The sequence below is a fragment of the Rhizobium sp. B21/90 genome (genome assembly GCF_019355815.1).
In the GTDB taxonomy this organism is placed as follows: domain Bacteria; phylum Pseudomonadota; class Alphaproteobacteria; order Rhizobiales; family Rhizobiaceae; genus Rhizobium; species Rhizobium rhododendri.
Genome location: NZ_CP072163.1, coordinates 296,708 through 316,079, shown reverse-complemented (window position 1 = coordinate 316,079; position 19,372 = coordinate 296,708). Strand labels below are relative to the sequence as shown.

Sequence of the window (19,372 nt, the reverse complement as noted above, 5' to 3'; positions counted from 1 at the left end):
GACATCTCCTTTATAGGAACAGCAACCGCTTCACGATCGGGCCGAGTTGGGCGTAGGAAAGATACGACGCTCCGACGACGAGCAGAGGCAGAAGCGCGGGGACGAGAATTGGCAGGACGTTTCCTTTGTTGATAAGGAGCGCCGACGTCTTCAAAGATGCCAGGTAGAGAGGTTTGAGATCCCGGAACTCCGGTGTTTCCATCTCGACCTCGTCCGCCTCGATATTTTCTCCGAGAAGCGACCGCTCCATCGACCGCTCGAAGTCCGTGGCTTTCACGATCGAGAGCATGGCCGCCCGCCGTTTCAATCGGGCGATATCGATACCAAGGGCTACCAGCGGCAACGCGTAGTACAGCAGGGCGACCAGAAGCCAGCCGGCACAGACGGCGGTGAACAGCGTCGGCGTCACGGTCTCGCGCTGCATCACATGGCCGATTCCTGCGGCCGCCACGGAACTGACGGCCAACGTGAACAGCGCGTAGCCTGCGGGATAGCGACCCAGCAGCCCCAGACCTCCGTGGCCGTCCGGGTGGGTCACCGCTAGCCGTAATCTGCAGCGGGCGATCCGGGACAAGAACCGCGACCAGACGATGTGCTTCCAGACGAGCCGCGCGAGGAGAAACCAGTAAACGGTATTGCTGACAACCACGCACCATGTGCCCGCGAGCGTGAAGGTTCCTTGCGAGACCGCCCACTCCGGCGCGAAGCCGGAATGAAATCGCTCGTAGTTGAACACCGAGGCGGCTATTGCCAGAAGCAGGCATATCGCCTCCGGTAAAGTGGCAACAGTATCGGCCTTCGCGTCGATGCGGGCCTGGTAGGCGTCATCCTTCGACCGAGCCGCGATCAACGGAGTTCTGAAGAGCACCGACACGCATTCGTCGACCGCAAATCCGATCGGATGTTCCGTCAGCGTGAACAGGATCGGCGCGACCAGGAACTTCGCCCAGACGCCCCAGTCATTGGCGAAGGCGGCGGCGTCGGCCGAGACGACCGCGAGAAGCAGCGGTACAATCCAACATAGCGCGGCGAAGAAGATGGCCCGCGGGAACCGGTGATGCAGGCCAAGCGTAGACATCGCGGCGTAGAACGGGCCGCCATGCATCAGCCTTATGAGGGTATCTTGTTCGTCGGCGGCCGCAGCCATCAGCTTTCTCCCGTTGCGGCCTGTGCCTTGATCTCCGCCGCCCTGACGATATTCGCAGCGGCGGCCGCGTCGCCCTTTTCTTCGCCTCCGACCTGCACGGACGGGGTGGCAAACTCGATGCCGTTGGCCCGGAAAGCATCCCGTAGCATCGCGTATGCCTTGCGGCGTATGGAGGTCTGCTGGCCGGGCACCGTCGTCATAGCGAAGCTCAGTACGATGCCGTAGTCGCCGAAGGACTCCACACCCTTCATCTTGAGCGGCGTGATGAACTGCGGTCCCAGTTCCGGATCGGCCAGAAGCTCGGCACCGATGGACTTGGCGATCTTCCGGGCGACGTTGATGTCGGTGTCATAGCCGACGGACAGCTTGAACTTGTCGATGGCCCAGTCACGGCTCATATTCTCGACCGCGCCCAACTCGCCGAACGGAACCGTGAAGACAGGACCGCGGTGGTGACGAAGGCGGACGGAGCGCAGGCTGAAGCCCTCGACCGTGCCCATGTAGCTCTTCGCCTGGATGTACTCGCCGACCCGGAACGCGTCATCGAGCATATAGAAGACGCCGCTGATGACATCCTTAACCAATGTCTGCGAACCAAAGCCAAGGGCGACGCCGAAGATGCCCGCGCCGGCGATGAGCGGTGCGATCGCGACTCCCAGTTCGGAAAGGACGACGAGGGCCGCCGTCACCGCGACGAAGACGGCGAGAACATTGCGAAAGATCGGCAGCAGCGTGCGCAGGCGTCCGCGCCGTGCGATCTCGGCGGCCGGAATGTCGCTCGTTTCCCCTGTGATCGCCAGCGTGTGGTCGATATGGGATTTTGCTAGGTGCCAGAGAAGATCGGCGATCAGCAGCACGACAACGCTTTTGACGAGACCATAGAGGATTGCCATCAGCCTCGGGTTCTGATGCGCCAACGAGTCCGGATTCAGATGCCAGACGACGGCGATCCAGGCTGCTGCCAGGGCGATGACGATAGCTCGACTACCTCTGACGACGAGGACGGAACGGAGGCCATTGGAGGAGGTGCCGTTATCAGCCGAGATGGTCGCCGCCGCCTTGCCTACACCGCGCAATAGTCCGGGCAGGACCAATGCATAGATGCCGATCCAGAACAGTCCCTTGAGATCGATGCACCATAGAGTCCAGATCGCCAATAGAAACAGGGTGAGCGCCACTTTCGATGCGCGGGCTTGCGTTGATGTCCGACCACACGGCTTCGATGGCAATCGCCAGTAGGACGATACTGAAGCTATAGGAGATCGCTTCGCTGACGGCGCTATCGACGCCGAGCGGTCCCGCAAGGGTGGCGGAACTGATCGCTATAACCGCGCCGCCTAAAAATAGCCGAGCGCGTCGTCGTAGCGGAGCGTGGCCTTCGGTGCAGAGGCTCACGAGCACCGAAAGGCAGCGATAGACGACAAAGCCGATGAGATAGGTGAGCAAAACGATGCGCGCGAGCGGCGGCCATTCGACGGCGAAAAATATGACGCCCATCGTTGCGGCGAAGACGGAAACCGGAAGAAGTTGAGAGATGACTGATTTCTCAGCGCCGTCTTCAATGTCCAACCTTCCTCGGAGCAAGCGACGGAAAGCCCACTCGGCAAAAGACCCGATCGCCACCAATCCGGCGAAGATAAGCATGACCGGAGCGTAGCCGCGGGATATGGCATCGTTGCGCGTCTTCCGGGAGGCCGCTGCGACTTCAGTGGGAATTCGGGGTATTGCGGAGACGATGGAATCAATCCGCAATCGGGTGACAAGCTCCCACGCAGAGAGACCGGGTTGTTCCGCTACCTCGGGCTTAGGCACCGTGGTGGCCGCCTTCTGGCTCTCCATCCATGCTTTCAGCTCGGGATCGCTTAGAAGGCGGAGGAGTTCGTCCATCTTTGGCTGCGGCGGTGGCGTCTGCGCGGAGGCAATGCTCACGCACATGGCGAACAAAAGCGCCGCCAGCCATTTCATTGGGCGGGCCTGTGGATCGGGAACTGGAAGTTCACGCCTGCGAATATCTGCCAGCGCGGAGCGCCTGCGCCGTCGTTCCAGACTGTGTACTGCGGTTCGACGAAGGCGTTCATGGTCACGCCCTTGTCGAGCTGGAAGACCTTGCCGACACCAAGGCCGACGGGGATGTACGAAGCCCCGTTTTCGAGGTTGAAGTTCCATGTCGCCGTGGAGCGCAGATACCAGCCGTCCTTGAGGTTGACGTTGACGATCGGCTGAACGGTCAGGAGGTTGACGTCCTCGCGGTCGTGCTGGCCGGCAAACGAAGTCTGGTAGGTGGCGAGAGCCGCAAGCAGGCCCCAGTCCTGGGGAGCGACGACAATGCCAGCGCCGCCCGCCTGCCATTTGCCATTGCCGAGAGACCGGTCGGTCGCGGTCGGAGCAACGACCAGCGGTCCCGCACCGAACGTGACGTCGCCCATCTTCGGAAGAATGAAGATGTCCATCAGCGTCAGGTCGCCCAGTCCCGTGACGTAGCCGTGCTGCACTTCGGGGGAGGTCGCGATCGGGAGAGTGAACCGAAGGAGTTGCGGCACGCCGAACATGTCCGAAGGCACCAGGCCGCGGAGCAGGAACTGGTTGGCGTGCGGATGGCCGGGGACGTCGATGAAGCTCGGGACATAGTAGTCCTGAAGATTGAACGTGATCTTCGGCGTCAGCGGGTTGTTGGCGTCGTTGACGTCCTGATGCTCCTGCGCTGCCGCGGCCGTGGCCGATCCAAGAATGGCGGTGGCAACCGCGAAAGCCTTCAATCCGTTCATGTCTAGTCTCCCGGTTCGTTTTACGGGATTGAGATCATGAAACTCCGCGGCACGTAAGTACGTAACGGTAAATGCAGATGTAACAAAGGTGTTGGGTGGCCAACGATCGGCCCTGTTACCGTAACGTACTTACGCGCCAGTGCCAGGAGGGTAGAGTGATGCCGTCGAACTCGAGCGGGGGGCAGGATGGAACAATGGGACGAGGAGACGCTGACGAAAAGGCACCTGAAGGTTCGGCGAAACGCGGCCTTTGGCGTCTCATGCTAAGACTGCCCGCACTTCGGGGAAGGCTGCAAATCCTCGCCGAAAGATCGGACGCTCTCAGCGACCTTTGCGAGGCCTACGAAGATGCAAGCGTGACGCTGGAACGCATGCTTCGGGAGTCCGGCAATGCGAACTGCCCAAGGATAAAAGAATACCAGACGATCTGTACCGAGATCGAATCCGACATCATACAATACTGTCTTGCACGTCCGTCCGACGTCGCGGAATAGAACGCGCATTGTTCATTCTGAGACATCCTTGCGGTTTTGTTAGCTTTCTCCGTTGCAACCATTTGTCATCTGCGCGATAAGTTTGTCTGGTTCACTTAGCTTTGACATTGCGTAGCGGGGGCGGCGATGAACACGGAAGGGAAACCGCAAGGGGCGAGCGAGGTATCGGAGGCGGAAGGGCGCACCGAACTCGAAAGGTTGCTGGCCGATCAACGTTTCCATGGCACAGAGCGCGCAAAAAGTATCCTCAACTACCTTGCCGAGAGGCACTTCCAGGGATGCCGGGAAGCCGTCAAGGCTTACACCGTAGCACTGGATGTCCTCGGACGCGGGGCTGATTTCGATGCCTCGTCCGACCCGATCGTCCGTATCGAGATGAGCCGTCTAAGATCAGTGCTCAATCAGTACTACGAGGCATTCGGCGATGCGTCAGACATATCGATCCATCTTCCGATCGGTCGATACCTCGCGGAGTTCTCCCGCAGCAACCAGGCTACTGGGCCTTCAATCGAAGTGGCCGACATTGAAGTTGACGTGATCGCCGACGCCGGTTCGCACGAAGTTGGACTGCCGCCCGCAAGAAGAAACAGATTTCCATTAGTCTACGTTGCCGGCGCGGTGGCGCTTGTCCTCGTCGGGATAATATTCGCGGAAGCCTTGCGTTATGGCCAGCCACCTGCCCTGACAGCGCGGCCATCCGTCACGCTTGCGATTTCTTCACCGGATGAAGCCAATGCCAAGGAGGCGGACGTCACCGGAGACTATCTCGTGACCGCGCTGTCGCGTTTCCGCACACTTACCATCTCGTCGCAGAAGGGGATGAGCACAGGATCGACGACACAATCCGCGCTGCGGTCGGCTGGCAATGCCTACGACATCGATATGAAATATTATTCTGACGACGACCTCCGGACGGTGTGGTGGCAGGTTGTCGGAGACCATGGACAAGGCGTCCTGAAGTCGGGTGTCGATAGCGTAGAGGTTGGGGGGCGTAGCGAGGCCGTCGTCCGCGACGAACTCGTGTCGCTTCTGGCGAAGAGGTTCGCCAGCTCGCGCGGCGTCATCAACATTCTCGAAGCGCGTGCTGGCACCGCGAAGGACGTCGTTGGCAACACCTGCGTGCTGAAAGCCGAATATGAGCTGGATGAGGGTGGTCGCAACGGTATCCTGGGGTCGCTTCCATGCGTAGAGCGGACAGTTTCTCTACAACCCGGTAACGCTGACGCTCTGGCGGTTCTTTCTCGGATCATCGTCGCCGCTGAGGGCGGCGATCCAGCGACCACGCCGTTCGACCGGGCTTTGACGCTCGCCAACCGGGCGGCCGCACTCGACCCGACATCCGACCGTGCCCAGGTCGCGATCATGATGGCGCAGTTCTATGCGGGTCGAACGGATGCCGCGATTGCCGCCGGCAATCAGGCGCTGGCGTTTAACCGTGATAACCCGGATGTCCTGTCAAAGCTCGCGGGCGTCCTATATAGCTCAGGCTTCCGCGATGCGGCGGTCTCGCTCGCCGAAGAAGCCGGGAAGGACGTCGACGCGGTGCCCCGCGATGCCCGTATCGTGCTCGCCCTCGACGCCTACACCCGCGGCGACTATTCGAACGCGTCGTTGGTCTCCGAACAGATCAATTGCAGCGACATTGTCGTGCGCGCTATCAGGGCTGCATCCTTGGGCGAGATGGCATCCCCGCAGGCAAGCTCAAGCCTCGAATACCTGAAGACCGAGCTTCCGGATTACCAAACCTCACTCCGCCAGAAGATGGAATGGAGGCGATACCCGACGCCCGTGATCGCATCGTTGGAGCGCGGACTGACGAAAGCGAGCAAGATCGAAATTCGACCCGCCCTCGCGGCGACAGCCTCCAACTAGAGGCCTTGGGCATCGGTTGTGACATATGATTTACGCTCGGATTTACCGTAACGTACTTGTCTTGATCGTCGGCTCTGCCAAGCTGCTGCCATTAAAAAGCGTCTTTGGGGGAAGTAATGACAAAGCATTTGGTATCCACGAGCAAGCTGGCCACACCACTGCTCGCGGCGATGGTCATCTTCTCGCCGGCTGTGGCGTTTTCTGCTGAAGGTGCGGTGGGTTTTTACCTACTTGGCTCAAAGGGCCCCGGCGGTGCTATAACGCCGCCGCCGGGCGTCTTCTTTTCCAATGACGTCTATTTCTATTCGGGCGACCTCGGCGGCGGCAAGGCACTGCCAGCGGGCGGGCGGCTGGCCGTAGGCGTTGAAGGTAAGGCGGTCATCGATGTTCCCACTGTCCTGTGGGTGCTGCCCGAAGACATCGCGGGCGGCCATCTCGGACTGCTGGCAACCGTGCCTGTCGGGTGGAAAGAGACATCGGCAGACGTCACACTTGCGGGACCTCGGGGCGGCACTGCGTCAGGGAACGTCACCGATCCGGTGTTCACTGTCGGCGATCCGGTTCTTGGCGGTTTGCTAGGATGGGAGGCAGAAAACTTCCATTGGCAGACCACCCTTCTCGTCAACGTCCCTATCGGAGACTACCAGAAAGGTGAAATCTCCAACATCGCATTCCACCACTGGGGCGCGGATATCTCCGGCGGCCTGACTTGGCTTGACCCGGCGATCGGGCTTGATCTGTCCGGCGTGGTCGGCATGACCTTCAACGCGGAAAATCCGACAACGGACTACCGCACGGGGAACGAGTTCCACTTCGAGTGGGCGGCCGTCCAGCACTTCAACAAGGTGTTCGACGCAGGCCTCGTTGGCTACTACTACGACCAGGTCACAGGCGACAGCGGCTCCGGTGCGCGGAGCGACTTCAAGGGAAGGGCGACAGCAATCGGCGCAACGATCGGCTGGAACTTCAAGGCGGGCGAAGTCCCGATCTCGGCGCGCATCAAGTATTTCCACGAATTCTCCGTCGAAAACCGGGCACAGGGGGATGCGGTTTTTCTGACGATCTCGATGCCTCTGGCGATCACGAAACCGATCAACGTGGCCGCCCAATAGTCTCCAGGGCGTCGCCTCAGCGCTTCTCGCCCAGATACCTGAAAAGTATCTGCTTCCACTTGTCGTCGTGAACTGTCTCGAGGACAGCGACGTCGATGGACTTGCGGTGGGCACTCCCGGCGGGCATGGCAATGCCGTAGTTTTGGGGCTCGAAGACGCCATCGAGCACCTGCACGCTTCCGGAGAACTGCTGCTCGGCAGTCCAGGCAAGCAACGGCTTGTCATAGACGAAGGCGTCGACCGATCCGGCGACCAGTGCCTTGAAGCCGCCGTTCAGGTTGTCGAAATCGCGGTGTTTTATCCGCTCTCCCTCGAGAACACTGACGGTGGCCGACCCTGCGATTGTGCCCACCCGAACCGCGGGCAAATCCTCAACGCCGTGCACCAGACCGCGGATTTGCCGGGTCGTCAGAGCCGATGTAACGCTGGCGGTAAATACCGCGATGGTGATGATCGACACGACCATCCAGATGATAGCAAGAATACGTCCGCCCAATGTTTTCGGACCTCGATGCCCCGTGCTGGCCTGCGTCATCGCCTCGGCCGACCACCAGATGCTGGCACCGAGGCCCTTTGCCCCGCCGCCGCCGAAGTCTTCGTTATGGCGGTGTTCGAACACCCAGATCAAAGCCCCGACCGCGAGCGCAATCCCGATGAGAGCGCCGGCTGCCTGTAGGAACCCGAACGAGGTCATAGTGCGAATGATCTCGTGCCAGACCGAAGCATTCCCCGTGGAGACGGCGATGCCAAGTCCGGTGTCGTAGAATGGCTGGGAGAAATCGACGACACGTTCCCGCTCGGCCGTGATGGTGATTGCTGCAACCGAAAGATCATAGTCTCCGTGTGCTGTCGTGGCGATCAGGCTCTGGATCGTAGGCTCCTCGACAAAATTATATTTCAAGCCCAGCCGGCCCGCGATTTCCTTCCACAGATCGATCGAAATACCGCTCCAGGAGCCGTCCGAAGCTTTCATGGCAAATGGCGGTGCGATCTTGGTGCCCACCGCCAACTCGCGGTTCGGAAATCCATTTGCCTCAGTGACCTGCTGCGCAGTGGCCGCATGGACCGAAACAAGGAACGCTACAAGGATCGCAATTGTCGCCGCAAGACCGCGGACGTTCTGAGACAGGCCCATATCGTTCACTTTTCGAAGGCGTAAACCTTCTTCCAATCAGCCTTCATGTCGACGACCAGCCAGTTGCGGCGTTCCGCTTCGTTCAACGCCTTGTCCAGTTTGCCGAATGGGGATTGGCGGTCGTAGGCATATTCCCTGTCGGCATCGGTGTGGTGGACGATCATGGCAAAGCCAGGCCCCTTGGCGGCAGTGACCCAACGAAGCATCTCGTAGTCGCCGTCGGAATTGCCTGCCACGAAGATCGGTTTGCGGCCGATGAACTTGTTGATGCCGGAAGGCTTGCCGGGGCCGTCGTCGACAAAGTCTATCTTCGGAAGCCGCTTCAGGACCGGCACGTCGCCGACGATGGCGTATTCGGTGACGATCGTGCTGCCAATCACCTGTTCCGGTGGAATACCGTAAGCCTTTTCCGCGATCGGCCGCATGAACTCGACGCCGCCGCCTGAGACGATGTAGGTCTTGAAGCCGTTGGCGCGCAGATAGTCCAGCAGTTCGCGCATCGGCAGGAACGTCATCTCGTCATAGGGCTTTCCGGTCTTCGGATGCCTAGCGGTGGCAAACCAGTCCGTGACGATCTTCGAAAACTGGTCGGTCGTCATCCCGGCATGGGTCGCCATTCCAAGGTCGACGATGCCTTTCTCTCCGCTTTTGGCGACGCCCTTCATGTCTCCGGCAAGGATCGACTTGAATGGCTCCTTTTCCTTCCACTCGGGATGCTGTGGCGCAAGGGTCTTCACCCGGTCGAGCATGAACCCTAGCTGGAAGTAGAACGGCTGCTCCGACCATAGCGTCCCGTCATTGTCGAAGACGGCGATCCTTGCTTCCGGCGCGACGTATCCTTCACCCCCTTGGGTCGTGGTCGCCTTGACGAAATCGACGATCCTGGTCTTTGCCGCGGTATCGTTCCAGGACGGCAACACCTCCTGCGCCTTGGCGATTGAAGGCCCGAAGATGCCGAATAGAAGTAGCCCGAGGGCGACAAGCGTCGAGGCGAGCAGAGTATCGAGGACTTTTGGTCGGGTCGTCATCTGTATTTCTCCTATACGAGCGGTCGCTTGACGCAGCGGAAGCCGACGTGGCTCGTCGACGTATCCTCGGGTTCGGCATGCCGGGCGGCGGGACGGTAGCGGCGGCAGTAATTCGGCGCGCAGAGGTGCGAGCCGCCCTTGAGCACGCGGCGGGGAATGCGGATGGCAGGCTGGCGCGGATCGTAGCTGCCGTCGATCGCGCCACCGCGCGGATTGCTGGGAATGCAGCACGAGTGCTTTGCAGGCTCAGGGTGCCTTGTCGACCAGAAGTCCGACGTCCATTCCCAGACATTGCCGATCATGTCGTGCATGCCGTAGCCGTTCGCCGGAAACGAGCCGACCGCAGAGGTGCGCTCGTGACCCTTGGGTTTGGTGGACGACGTCGGAAACGTCCCCGACCATGTGTTGGCCATGGCGACGCCTTCCGGCATCAGTTCGTCGCCCCACGCGAATTCGGTGTCATCGAGACCGCCTCGGGCCGCCAGCTCCCATTCGGCTTCTGTTGGAAGTGCCAACCCCGCCCAGTCGGCGTACGCCAACGCGTCGGAGTGGGCGACATGGACAACCGGGTGGTCGAGCTTGCCGCGGAGATCGCTGAGCCCACCGAGCGGGCGTCGCCATGTGGCTCCGAACTTGAACGTCCACCATTGGCCGATGTCGGAGCCGCTCACCGTCTTGGGCTGGGTGAAAACGAGCGATCCAGCGCGGAGCATGCCTGGCAGGGCACCTGGATAGTCCTTGGGATCGGGTGCCTTTTCCGCGAGCGTCACGTATCCCGTCGTCTTCACGAAAGCCGAGAACGCCCTGTTCGTGACCGGCGTGGTTTCAATCCAGAAGCCGTCGACCTTGACGGGGTGGGCGGGAGCCTCTTCCGGATAATGACTGTCCGAGCCCATGGTGAAGGTGCGGCCGCGTATCCAGACCATACCGTTCTGGCCTCGCTCTTGCGCCTGTTCGTCGTCGAACGCCAATGCCATCGCCGCCTCCGGTTTTCGATGGCCGGAGTTTTGCTCAACGAGCGTGCACGGGTAAGTACGTTACGGTAACAGGGGGGTAAATGGGACGTAACAACATCGTTGCCTCGGTCACGGTCCCTTGGAATTTCCGGCGCTTGCGCTGCTCATCCTCGAGGATTGAGGGCTGGCAGATAAGATCGACCCGAACGAGGGGATACCGTCGGCCGGACTGACGCCGACACCGACTTCACTAAAGCTTCGCGGTCGATAACGACGCCATCTGCGCCGTCGCTGTAGATAAGTCGCTGGAGGTTCTCGACCTGATTTTGCAGTTGGGAATTTGCTGCCGTCCAGTCCGCCAAGGACCGAAAGCCCTTCTGGCGGGACCATTGCCGCAGCCCGGCTTCGATGTCCCCTGGCTCTCCGTTCCGGATGGTCTCCTGCAAGCTACGAAGCGCCTGCCGATCGGAATTTCGATAGGCGAGCCTCCACCTTGTGGATCGCATGGAGAGCCAATTTCGAAGATGCCATGTCGCCCACCCCAATGCCAGGGTCAGCAGGATGACGACGACGGTTGCCAGTGTGCGATCTCGCCAGACGAACCGCCCGTCCGCATCGACCTGCAGGGCCGGCGCGATCCCCTCGGCTGGTAAAGATGCCGTTGCTGCGATGACCTTCGTCGATGGAAGGGTGGCTGTCGACTGACGGTGCTGATCGACGTCGTACCAGGCGTAGGACACACCTGGAATGGTGAAGCTTCCCACGGCTTCCATCGTATAGGTGATGGTCTGGATGCGCCTGCTTCCGGGCTTGCGGCCGACCGATACGTTGTCGTCGACCCTGGACGTCGCAGCGTACTGCTTCATCCCCGTGGAGTTGCCGACATCGATGGAGGGGATCATCATCGCCTGTGTGTCCTCGGCGAAAACCATTATCGTTCGCACGAGCGCGTCCCCGACCTTCAAAGCGGCTGGGTCCCGATCGAAACTCTGCGTCAGTGCGAGGTTTCGTGCCGCAAAGGTCAGCGTGTTCCCGGAGGTGACTTCGCCTGCCATCACGGTAAACCCAAACGGCGGAAGCCGCGCTTCACCTTTGACTGACTTGCCCTCGACAGAATATCCGAGCGCGATCACGACGTCCGGCAAGGAGAAAGAGCCTGCGACTTCCGGGACGACAGCGTAAATCCTGCGAATTCCCGAATACTGGATGCCATCTACGGTTTCGACGATATTCTGGGCTCGTTCGTCAGGCAGTGTGACGACCGCGTTCGGAAGGTCGAACAGCGGAAACTGCGGCGGCGAAGTGAAGAAATCAGGCGCGAAAATGGTGACGTCGAGCCGGACCTGCTGGCCCGCGACGATCTTTCCCTTGTCCTCGATCTCCACGCGCGCAAAAGGCTCCGCGGCGAGACTTCGACCCGCAGTCAGAAGAAGTAGAGCGAGAACCATCCACTTCATTGCTTCTGGCTCCTCGCTTCGATGGCGAACTTGCGGGCCATGAGATCGGCGGGGCTGACCTGGATGTTCTTCATCCACATCTCCGACGTCTGTTCGGCGATGTCGATCTGGCCTTCCTTGCCCTTCTTGCCCTTGTCGTCGAATTGCACCTGATCCGGTTTTTCGCTGGGTTCCTGCGGCTGCTCCTGCTCCTTGTCCTTCTCGATTTTCAGCAGGTGTTGGGCGATGGCGAGATTGCTGATTGCTTCAGGCCATCCTTTCTTCTGCTCCAGCGCCTTTTTAAAGGCGGCGACCGCCTCGTCAAACTTCGACAGGTGCATGAGGGCATTGCCCTGATCGTACCAGCTCTCGGCGCTGTCGACAGCGGCAAACGCGTCGACGGCCTCGGCGAACTTCCCGGCGCGATACAAAGCCACACCCTTCCACATGGGATCGGCGAAATGACTCGAGGCAGCCTGATACTCATCACGCTGATAGGCAATCCGACCCTGCTGGTCGGGTGTCAGCCACATGTCGGCGAGTTCTCCCGCTTCGGCATGAACGGGCATGAGCATGGGAAGCGAAAGAAGCACTATCGCGACACGGACGACCCATCCCTTCTGGAACGACAAGGCGAACATCAGGACAAGCGGCACGACCAGCCACCAGCCCATATCCCGCCAGCGGTCGCCCTCGGTCGCCAGCTTCTGCGCGAAGTTGGTTCTGATACGTTGGGCGATCCATCGGACATCGGTATCGTCGTCGGTCAACGTGGCGACATCCGTGCCCGTCGCGCTGTGAAGATTCTTCAGAGCCTCGATATCAAGCTTGGCAAAGAGCCTGGCTCCGCTCGACTCGGTGAGGAAGCTGCCGCCCGCCTTCACCGGTCCGCCTTCGGCCGTGCCGATGCCCAGGACGACCAGGCCGTTGTCGCGTTCGCCCTTGAAGGCATCGAAGGCTTTCGCCTCGACGCCATCGGTCAGGAACAGCACGGTTCCGCTAGTCTTCTCTCTCGCCAGCATCCGCTCGGCCAGCGCCAACGCCTCGGCCGTGTCCTTGCCATCATCGGGCATAATGCGGGTCGCCAGCGCGTCGGTGTAGGTTTCGATCAGCGAGTTGTCGTCGGTCAGGGGAAGCACCACGTGCGGCGAACCCGAGTAGGCGATGATGGCGGTCCGCGCGCCGCCGCGTGCTGCGATGATGTCCTTGATTTTCAACTTGGCGCGCTCGAGGCGGGAGGGCGTGATGTCGATGGCATCCATTGTCGCTGAAAGGTCGACCGCAATGACGAGTGGTGCGGTGTCTTCGACGAAGGGCGGTGCTTCACGCTGGAATGTCGGGCCTGCCACTCCGAGCGACGCGAACGCCAGAACCACCGCCAGCAGCCATGATGGCCGGACGCGTGATCCACGTCCGGCCTCCACCACGAGACTGTCAAGAAGATGAGGAGCGATCATCGTCTTCCACTGGCTCCTCACATCCGTCGACCGCGACGCCAGCCAGACAATGGCGACCGGGAGGATCAGCGACGCCAGCCACCAGGGCCGGATGAAGTGGAAGTCCCCGATCATGCCGTCGTCCTCCGACGAGCGAGACCCGCAGCTCCCGTGACAAGATAGTAGGAGGCCAGCACCCCGATGGAAGCGCCGAGCGGCCAGTGGAACAGGTCTATGCGGGGACGCCAGGACAAGTTCTTCTGGTCCTCAGGGGTGATGGCGTCGAGGATGCCGTAGATGTCGGCAAGCTGCGTCTGATCCCCGCCGAAGAAATAGCGGCCGCCAGTGTCGGAAGCGATCTTCTGCAGGGTCGCGGTGTCGAGCTTGTCTTCGCCTGTGGCTGCCGGATCGCCGATGCCGACGGTATGGATGACGACGCCGTTGCGCTTAGCGATCTCGGCCGCCTTCGCAGGCGGCATCTTGCTGGCGGTCTCGTTTCCGTCGGTGAGCACGATCAGGACTTTCTGAGGCACGGTCGTCTTCTCGAACATCTTGATGGCGAGACCGATGGCATCGCCCAGCGACGTGCGCGGCCCGGCCATTCCCGGCAGGCTTTCGGCGATGACCTCCTCGACGGTGTCATGATCCATGGTGAAGGGAACAAGCGGATAAGGCGCGTCGCCGAACGCGACCAGGCCGATACGGTCGCCGGGACGTCTCTTCACGAAATCGGCGACGACCGTCCTTACGGCTTCCACGCGCGTTTCCATCGATCCATCGAGCGCCTCGAAGTCCTTCGTGTCCATCGACTGCGACAGATCGAGGGCCAGCATCAGATCGCGTTGCGGTTCCACCTTTTCGATGGGCGGCTCGACGAACTGCGGGCGGGCCAGCGCCAGAACCATCAGACACCAAGCGAGCGTCTCGCAGGAAAGCTGGAGCCATGAACGACGCGCGGTCGCCCAACCCGCCGTCGGGTCGATCCCTGCCGCTTTCGCCACCTGATCGAAGAACGGCAGGCGCACCGACGCCGATATTTCCCGCCGCGCCGGCAGAACCCACCAGACGAAGATCGGAAGCGGCAACAGGACGAGCAGCCACGGGAGATCAAGTTGATACACGATGACCCCCGATCCATCTGCGGGCCGCCGTGGTCAGATCGCTCTCGACATTTGAGGGCATCGTATCGAGGGTTCCGTCATCGCGATATTCGAAGTCGTCGAGGAGCGTCGCGAGAGCGGGCTCCGAAGGCGTGTCATCATGGTCGCCCAGAAACCGCACCCATGACGAACCCGACATTGAAGCGACTTCCTTTCGTGACCAGCCTGCGAGCGCCACGCGCTTCAACAGTTCGGCGAGTGCATGGATGCCTTCGTGCCGCCGTGCCGGATCGCTCATCCTCTCTTCGACATCGAGGAGATGCAGCAGCGCCTCGCGGCGATAGGCATTGGCACGGTATCTCCGGAGCCGGCGAAGGCCAATGAAGAGCAGGGCCAGGCCCAGCAGTCCGGCCAGCATGGCCCATCCCCAGGTCTGCGGCAGCCACGAGATCGGTTCCGGGACAGCGATGTCCTTCAGAGACTTCAGGGCGGCCTCGGTCATCGGATCGAGGCGAGGGGCCTCAGCTTCCATCAACGCCTCCTCTGCCGCCAGGCGGACTGTTCGAGCAGACGACGAAGCTGAGGTGCGGCCTCCGCCGCCGCCGAGACGGGCAGCATCGGCAGTCCGAGCTGCTGCTGCCAGTCTCGTAGTTCGCGCCCGCGGTCACGGGCGAACGTGTTGATCGACGAGCGAACGCTGGCGCTCTTCAGCGGAAGCTCTGCCTGCGATGCGCCTCCGCTGACCACGATGTTGCCTGTCCGCGGCAGGTCGAGCAGAAAGGGGTCATAGACCAGGATGCAGATCACGTCGTTTCTGCCGGAAAGCCGGAGGAGGCGATCCCGCGTCGCAGCCGTATGGCCGTCGAAATCGGAGATGATGACGATGAGATGGTCATGGTGGGCGATATTCGAAACGGCGGCCAGAACCGCATCGAGCTGGTTGGCTGACGAAGCCTGCGGCGCATCCGCCCTCAGCATCCGGTTCTGCCTTGCGATCCGATCGGCAAAGGCAATGACGGCATTGCGGCTGCGATGCGGATTGACTTCGTCGATGATATCATCGTTGAAGACGAAGCCGCCGATCCGGTCGCCAGAGCCGAGGATGCGCCAGGCGCAGAGCATGGCCGCTTCGGCAGCGGTGACCGATTTCATCGCCAGTCGGCTGCCGAAAAACATGTTGATGCGCTGGTCTACGACGATGAGGGCAGGCCGCTCTTTCTCTTCGCTGTAGACCCGGACCACGGGCTTATTGGTGCGGGCGGTGACGCGCCAGTCGATTGAGCGGATGTCGTCGCCGGGAAGATAGTTCCGCAGCTCCTCGAAGGTCAGGCCGCGACCGCGCATCGAAGACTGCATGCGGCCTGAGAGTTGCTGATGGCTCCTGGCCTTCTGGACGAAGGTCAGATCGCGCGCATGCGCTTCGAGTGCCACGAGGTGATCCGTGGAAACGTAAACCCCTTCGGAACCGACGTCGGCCATCGTCCGCTCCTCAACTGACCGCGACGAGCTGGACGATGCGGCCGATAACCTGATCTGCCGTCGTGTTCGACGCATGCGCCTCGTAGGACAGGATCAGCCGATGCCGGAAGACGTCGTGGACGATGGCGATCACATCGTCCGGGGTTACATAGGCACGGCCTCTTAGCCACGCATAGGAGCGAGAGACCTTGTCGAGACCGATGACGCCGCGCGGGCTGACGCCGACCTGCAGCAGCTTCGCCAAATCCTTGTCATATCGATCCGGGTAGCGGGTCGCGAAGGCGAGGGCGACGATGTATTTCTCGACGGGATCGGAAACGGTGACTGCGCCGATCTCTTTCCGGGCGTCGAACACGGCCTGCGGGTTGAGGCGTTGCGGAGCTTCCTTCTTCCCGTCGCCGTGTGCAGCGATCTCTTCGCCGCGAACCAGCCGCATGATCGCCGCTTCGGACGCCTCGTCGGGATAGCCAACGTTGATGTGCATCAGGAAGCGGTCGAGCTGGGCCTCGGGCAGCGGATAGGTGCCCTCCTGCTCGATCGGGTTCTGTGTCGCCATGACCATGAAGAGATCGGGCAGCGGGTAGCTCTTGCCGCCGACCGTGACCTGTCGCTCCTCCATCGCTTCGAGAAGAGCCGACTGTACCTTGGCGGGCGCGCGGTTGATCTCGTCGGCGAGGATCAGGTTGGCGAAGATCGGCCCCGGCTGGAACTTGAACTCGCCCTTGCCGCCGTCGCTGAAGTAGATTTCCGAACCGGTGATGTCGGCGGGTAGAAGGTCGGGGGTGAACTGAACACGGGAAAGTTCGGAATCCAGGTTCTTCGCCAGGCTCTTGATAGCGCGCGTCTTGGCAAGTCCGGGAAGCCCTTCGACAAGTAGATGGCCATTGGCGAGAAGTCCCAGCAGCAGGCGTTCGACCATGCTCTCCTGGCCGATGATCGACTGGCCGATGCGCTCGCCCAATGCCGTGATCTCGTCGCGTGCCGTCATGGTATCCTCGGACCAAATTGAATGGGACGCGCCGACGTGTGCCGGCGCGTCGTGCTTTCGAGGGCTACTTCTCGATACCGCGTTCCTTAAAGGACTGGTCGATGGCCTTGTCTACCTGGGCCCGAACGCCTTCGATGTTGAAGCTGGCAACCCGCTGGCTAGGCGGATACTTGACGAAGGTCTCGAGGAAGGCCGCGGACTGCAACTGTCCCTTGACGAGAAGGTAGTCGTTCCGGACGAGCCAGTCGTTGTACTGGTCGGAAACCGTGTCGGCGCGCTCGTAGGGGTCCATCCGGAGATTGAACAGCTTCGGAAGACGCCAGGTAATGAACGGGGTCTGCCAGACAGCGAAGCCACCTGCTGCCGGCTGTTCCTTGAAGACGACCTTCCAGTCGTCGAAGCGCGTGGCGACCAGACCGCCGTCGTCATCGAAGTAGTAGAAGTCGTGGCGGGCGCTCGTGTCCGACTTGCCTGTCAGATAGTCGAGCTGGTTGTAACCGTCGAGGTGATCCTTGAAGGTCGTGGTGCTGCCATCGGGCTTCCAGCCGTCGAGGAGCCGGTTCTTCACGTCGGGATCGCCGGCCGCTGCAAGCAAGGTGGGGAACCAGTCGAGGCCCGAAACCATGCCGTTGACGACTTCGCCTGGTTTCACATGGTCCGGCCAGCGGATCATGGCAGGTACGCGGAACGCACCTTCCCAGTTGGTATCCTTCTCGCTGCGGAAAGGCGTCGTCGCCGCATCCGGCCAGGAGAACTGGTTCGGGCCGTTGTCGGTGGTGTAGACGACGATGGTGTTCTTCGCGATGCCCAGGTCGTCGAGGGCCTTCAGGAGCTTGCCGACGTCCATGTCGTGCTCGATCATGCCGTCGGCATACTCGTTGCCCGCCATGCCGCTCTGGCCCTTCATCGAATCGCGCACGTGGGTGAAGACGTGCATGCGGGTCGTGTTCATCCAGGTGAAGAACGGCTTGTTCTGCTTGACCTGACGTCCCATGAAATCGATGGCGGCGGACGTCGTCTCGTCGTCGATCGTCTCCATCCGCTTTTTCGTCAGCGGACCGGTATCCTCGATCTTGCCGTCGGCCGATGCCTTGATGACGCCGCGCGGGTTATAGGCCTTGAGGAACTCCTTGTCGTCCTTCGGCCAGTAGGGCGCTTCCGGCTCTTCCTCGGCGTTCAGATGGTAGAGATTGCCATAGAATTCGTCGAACCCGTGATTGGTAGGCAGATATTGGTCGAGGTCTCCAAGATGGTTCTTGCCGAACTGTCCGGTTGCGTAGCCGAGCGGCTTCAGAGCCTGGGCGATGGTCATATCACCCGGCTGTAGTCCAACCGTGACACCGGGAGCGCCAACCTTGCAGAGACCCGTGCGCAGGCACGTCTGCCCGGTGATGAACGTCGAGCGGCCGGCCGTGCAGCTATTCTCGGCGTAGTAGTCGGTGAACATCATGCCCGCCTTGGCAATGCTGTCGATGTTGGGCGTCTTGTACCCGAGCAGGCCATTCGAATAGGCGCTGATGTTTGTCTGGCCAATGTCGTCGCCGAAGATGACAAGGATGTTGGGTCTTGCGGTATCAGCGGCGGGTACTGCTGCCGGGGCGGTCTGGGCGTAGGACGTGGCTGGCAGCAGATAGGCCGACGTCAGCGTCATCGCGATGGCCGCCGCCGCGCCGAGGAGTTTTCGGGACAGGGGCGCGCTCATGACGAGCACCCTCCGAGATCGTGTTCGTACAACATTGCGCTCTCCGTGCTGGGCGGCCATGGAGCCGCCGGGGAAAAGACTGTCGGAAGCCGACCTCGCAACTGTTCTCAAGAACGCGGTGAGCGTAAGTACGTTACGGTAACACGGACCTTAACTTAGGGTAAATTCGCCCTAGCTTACGATGCCGATACGCGGCTTTACGGCCGTCTTCCTTCCCGTCCGCCGCTCCATCAGCGCGCGCCACAGTCCGCCGTCCATCGCCGCGTCGATCTCGCGGGAGGCGAGGTACGGGATGAGCACGAGCACCATGATGAAGCTTGTCGCCAGCACCTGCGGCAGTCGACCATTCGCGATACCCGGCAACGCGGACAAGACCGATTCGCCATGGATGCCGGCCGTGACCATCTCTTCGATAACCGACAGCAGAACCAGCAAACCGAAATAGAGTATGACCTTCACCGCGATGACCGAGAACAACCGACGCTCCTTGTAGCGTTCTCCAAGCTTGATCGCGTGACCCAGCATGATGAACTTGGCGAGCAGCAGCGCTTTGAGCGCGGGCAGGCCAAACGGCCAGAAGCCGGAGCCACCGACGATCGTCATCTTGTAGAGGATGATCGCGCTCAGGCAGATGTACAGGTAGATCGCCAGGATCAGGAACTGGCGCATGTCCGTCTTCAGTTTCGCGACGGCCGAGTCAAAGCGCGGCATACCTTCGTCTC

At 61.1% G+C, this 19,372-nt stretch carries 17 protein-coding genes; 2 read left to right on the top strand and 15 right to left on the bottom strand.

What is annotated here, in order from left to right; translation table 11 throughout:
• Positions 1 to 10: 10 nt before the first annotated feature.
• Genes J5278_RS19625 through J5278_RS19615 form a run of 4 tightly spaced genes read right to left on the bottom strand, consistent with a single transcriptional unit; the run spans position 11 to position 3,912 of the window.
• Positions 11 to 1,147, bottom strand: a complete 1,137-nt coding sequence (locus tag J5278_RS19625) for a hypothetical protein (protein ID WP_247749299.1) — start codon at positions 1,145 to 1,147, stop codon at positions 11 to 13.
• On the bottom strand, positions 1,147 to 2,298 hold the full coding sequence (locus J5278_RS31500) for a mechanosensitive ion channel family protein (RefSeq protein WP_307877485.1): 1,152 nt from the start codon (positions 2,296 to 2,298) through the stop codon (positions 1,147 to 1,149). The genes J5278_RS19625 and J5278_RS31500 overlap by 1 nt, the downstream gene beginning before the upstream one ends.
• Positions 2,183 to 3,112, bottom strand: a complete 930-nt coding sequence (locus J5278_RS31495) for a hypothetical protein (protein ID WP_307877479.1) — start codon at positions 3,110 to 3,112, stop codon at positions 2,183 to 2,185. Before J5278_RS31495 ends, J5278_RS31500 begins: the two co-directional genes overlap by 116 nt.
• Entirely contained in the window at positions 3,109 to 3,912 is an 804-nt protein-coding gene (locus J5278_RS19615) for a hypothetical protein (protein WP_209185882.1), read from the bottom strand. The genes J5278_RS31495 and J5278_RS19615 overlap by 4 nt, the downstream gene beginning before the upstream one ends.
• A 620-nt stretch (positions 3,913 to 4,532) precedes the next feature.
• Between J5278_RS19615 and J5278_RS19610 the strand changes: the two genes are divergently transcribed.
• Together J5278_RS19610 and J5278_RS19605 are read left to right on the top strand one after the other, a co-directional pair.
• Positions 4,533 to 6,278, top strand: coding sequence for a hypothetical protein (locus J5278_RS19610; protein ID WP_209185883.1), 1,746 nt, complete (start codon positions 4,533 to 4,535; stop codon positions 6,276 to 6,278).
• Positions 6,279 to 6,394: 116 nt separating this feature from the next.
• Positions 6,395 to 7,390: a transporter gene (locus J5278_RS19605; protein WP_209185884.1), complete on the top strand. Its 996-nt coding sequence runs from the start codon at positions 6,395 to 6,397 to the stop codon at positions 7,388 to 7,390.
• 16 nt (positions 7,391 to 7,406) lie between these two features.
• Here J5278_RS19605 and J5278_RS19600 read toward each other — a convergent pair whose 3' ends face one another.
• From J5278_RS19600 to J5278_RS19550, 11 genes are all read right to left on the bottom strand, one after another.
• Positions 7,407 to 8,525: a transporter substrate-binding domain-containing protein gene (locus J5278_RS19600; RefSeq protein ID WP_209185885.1), complete on the bottom strand. Its 1,119-nt coding sequence runs from the start codon at positions 8,523 to 8,525 to the stop codon at positions 7,407 to 7,409.
• Between the two features lie 5 nt (positions 8,526 to 8,530).
• Positions 8,531 to 9,553 (bottom strand): HAD family phosphatase, encoded by a 1,023-nt coding sequence (locus J5278_RS19595; RefSeq protein WP_209185886.1) that lies wholly within the window; start codon positions 9,551 to 9,553, stop codon positions 8,531 to 8,533.
• 11 nt (positions 9,554 to 9,564) lie between these two features.
• A complete protein-coding gene (locus J5278_RS19590) occupies positions 9,565 to 10,530 on the bottom strand; it encodes a formylglycine-generating enzyme family protein (RefSeq protein WP_209185887.1) in 966 nt (321 codons plus the stop codon).
• A 143-nt stretch (positions 10,531 to 10,673) separates the two neighbouring features.
• On the bottom strand, positions 10,674 to 11,966 hold the full coding sequence (locus tag J5278_RS19585) for a BatD family protein (protein WP_209187825.1): 1,293 nt from the start codon (positions 11,964 to 11,966) through the stop codon (positions 10,674 to 10,676).
• The gene (locus J5278_RS19580; protein WP_209185889.1) at positions 11,963 to 13,516 is read right to left on the bottom strand and encodes a VWA domain-containing protein; all 1,554 of its coding nucleotides are present in this window, start codon (positions 13,514 to 13,516) and stop codon (positions 11,963 to 11,965) included. Before J5278_RS19580 ends, J5278_RS19585 begins: the two co-directional genes overlap by 4 nt.
• Positions 13,513 to 14,502, bottom strand: coding sequence for a VWA domain-containing protein (locus tag J5278_RS19575; RefSeq protein WP_209185890.1), 990 nt, complete (start codon positions 14,500 to 14,502; stop codon positions 13,513 to 13,515). Before J5278_RS19575 ends, J5278_RS19580 begins: the two co-directional genes overlap by 4 nt.
• A complete protein-coding gene (locus tag J5278_RS19570; protein ID WP_209185891.1) occupies positions 14,489 to 15,013 on the bottom strand; it encodes a DUF4381 domain-containing protein in 525 nt (174 codons plus the stop codon). Before J5278_RS19570 ends, J5278_RS19575 begins: the two co-directional genes overlap by 14 nt.
• Complete coding sequence (locus tag J5278_RS19565) at positions 15,013 to 15,960, bottom strand: DUF58 domain-containing protein (protein ID WP_209185892.1); 948 nt, start codon at positions 15,958 to 15,960, stop codon at positions 15,013 to 15,015. Before J5278_RS19565 ends, J5278_RS19570 begins: the two co-directional genes overlap by 1 nt.
• 10 nt (positions 15,961 to 15,970) lie before the next feature.
• Positions 15,971 to 16,948 (bottom strand): MoxR family ATPase, encoded by a 978-nt coding sequence (locus J5278_RS19560; protein ID WP_209185893.1) that lies wholly within the window; start codon positions 16,946 to 16,948, stop codon positions 15,971 to 15,973.
• Positions 16,949 to 17,012: 64 nt separating this feature from the next.
• Positions 17,013 to 18,650, bottom strand: coding sequence for an arylsulfatase (locus J5278_RS19555; protein ID WP_209185894.1), 1,638 nt, complete (start codon positions 18,648 to 18,650; stop codon positions 17,013 to 17,015).
• Between the two features lie 171 nt (positions 18,651 to 18,821).
• Entirely contained in the window at positions 18,822 to 19,361 is a 540-nt protein-coding gene (locus tag J5278_RS19550; protein WP_209185895.1) for a hypothetical protein, read from the bottom strand.
• Positions 19,362 to 19,372: the final 11 nt, after the last annotated feature.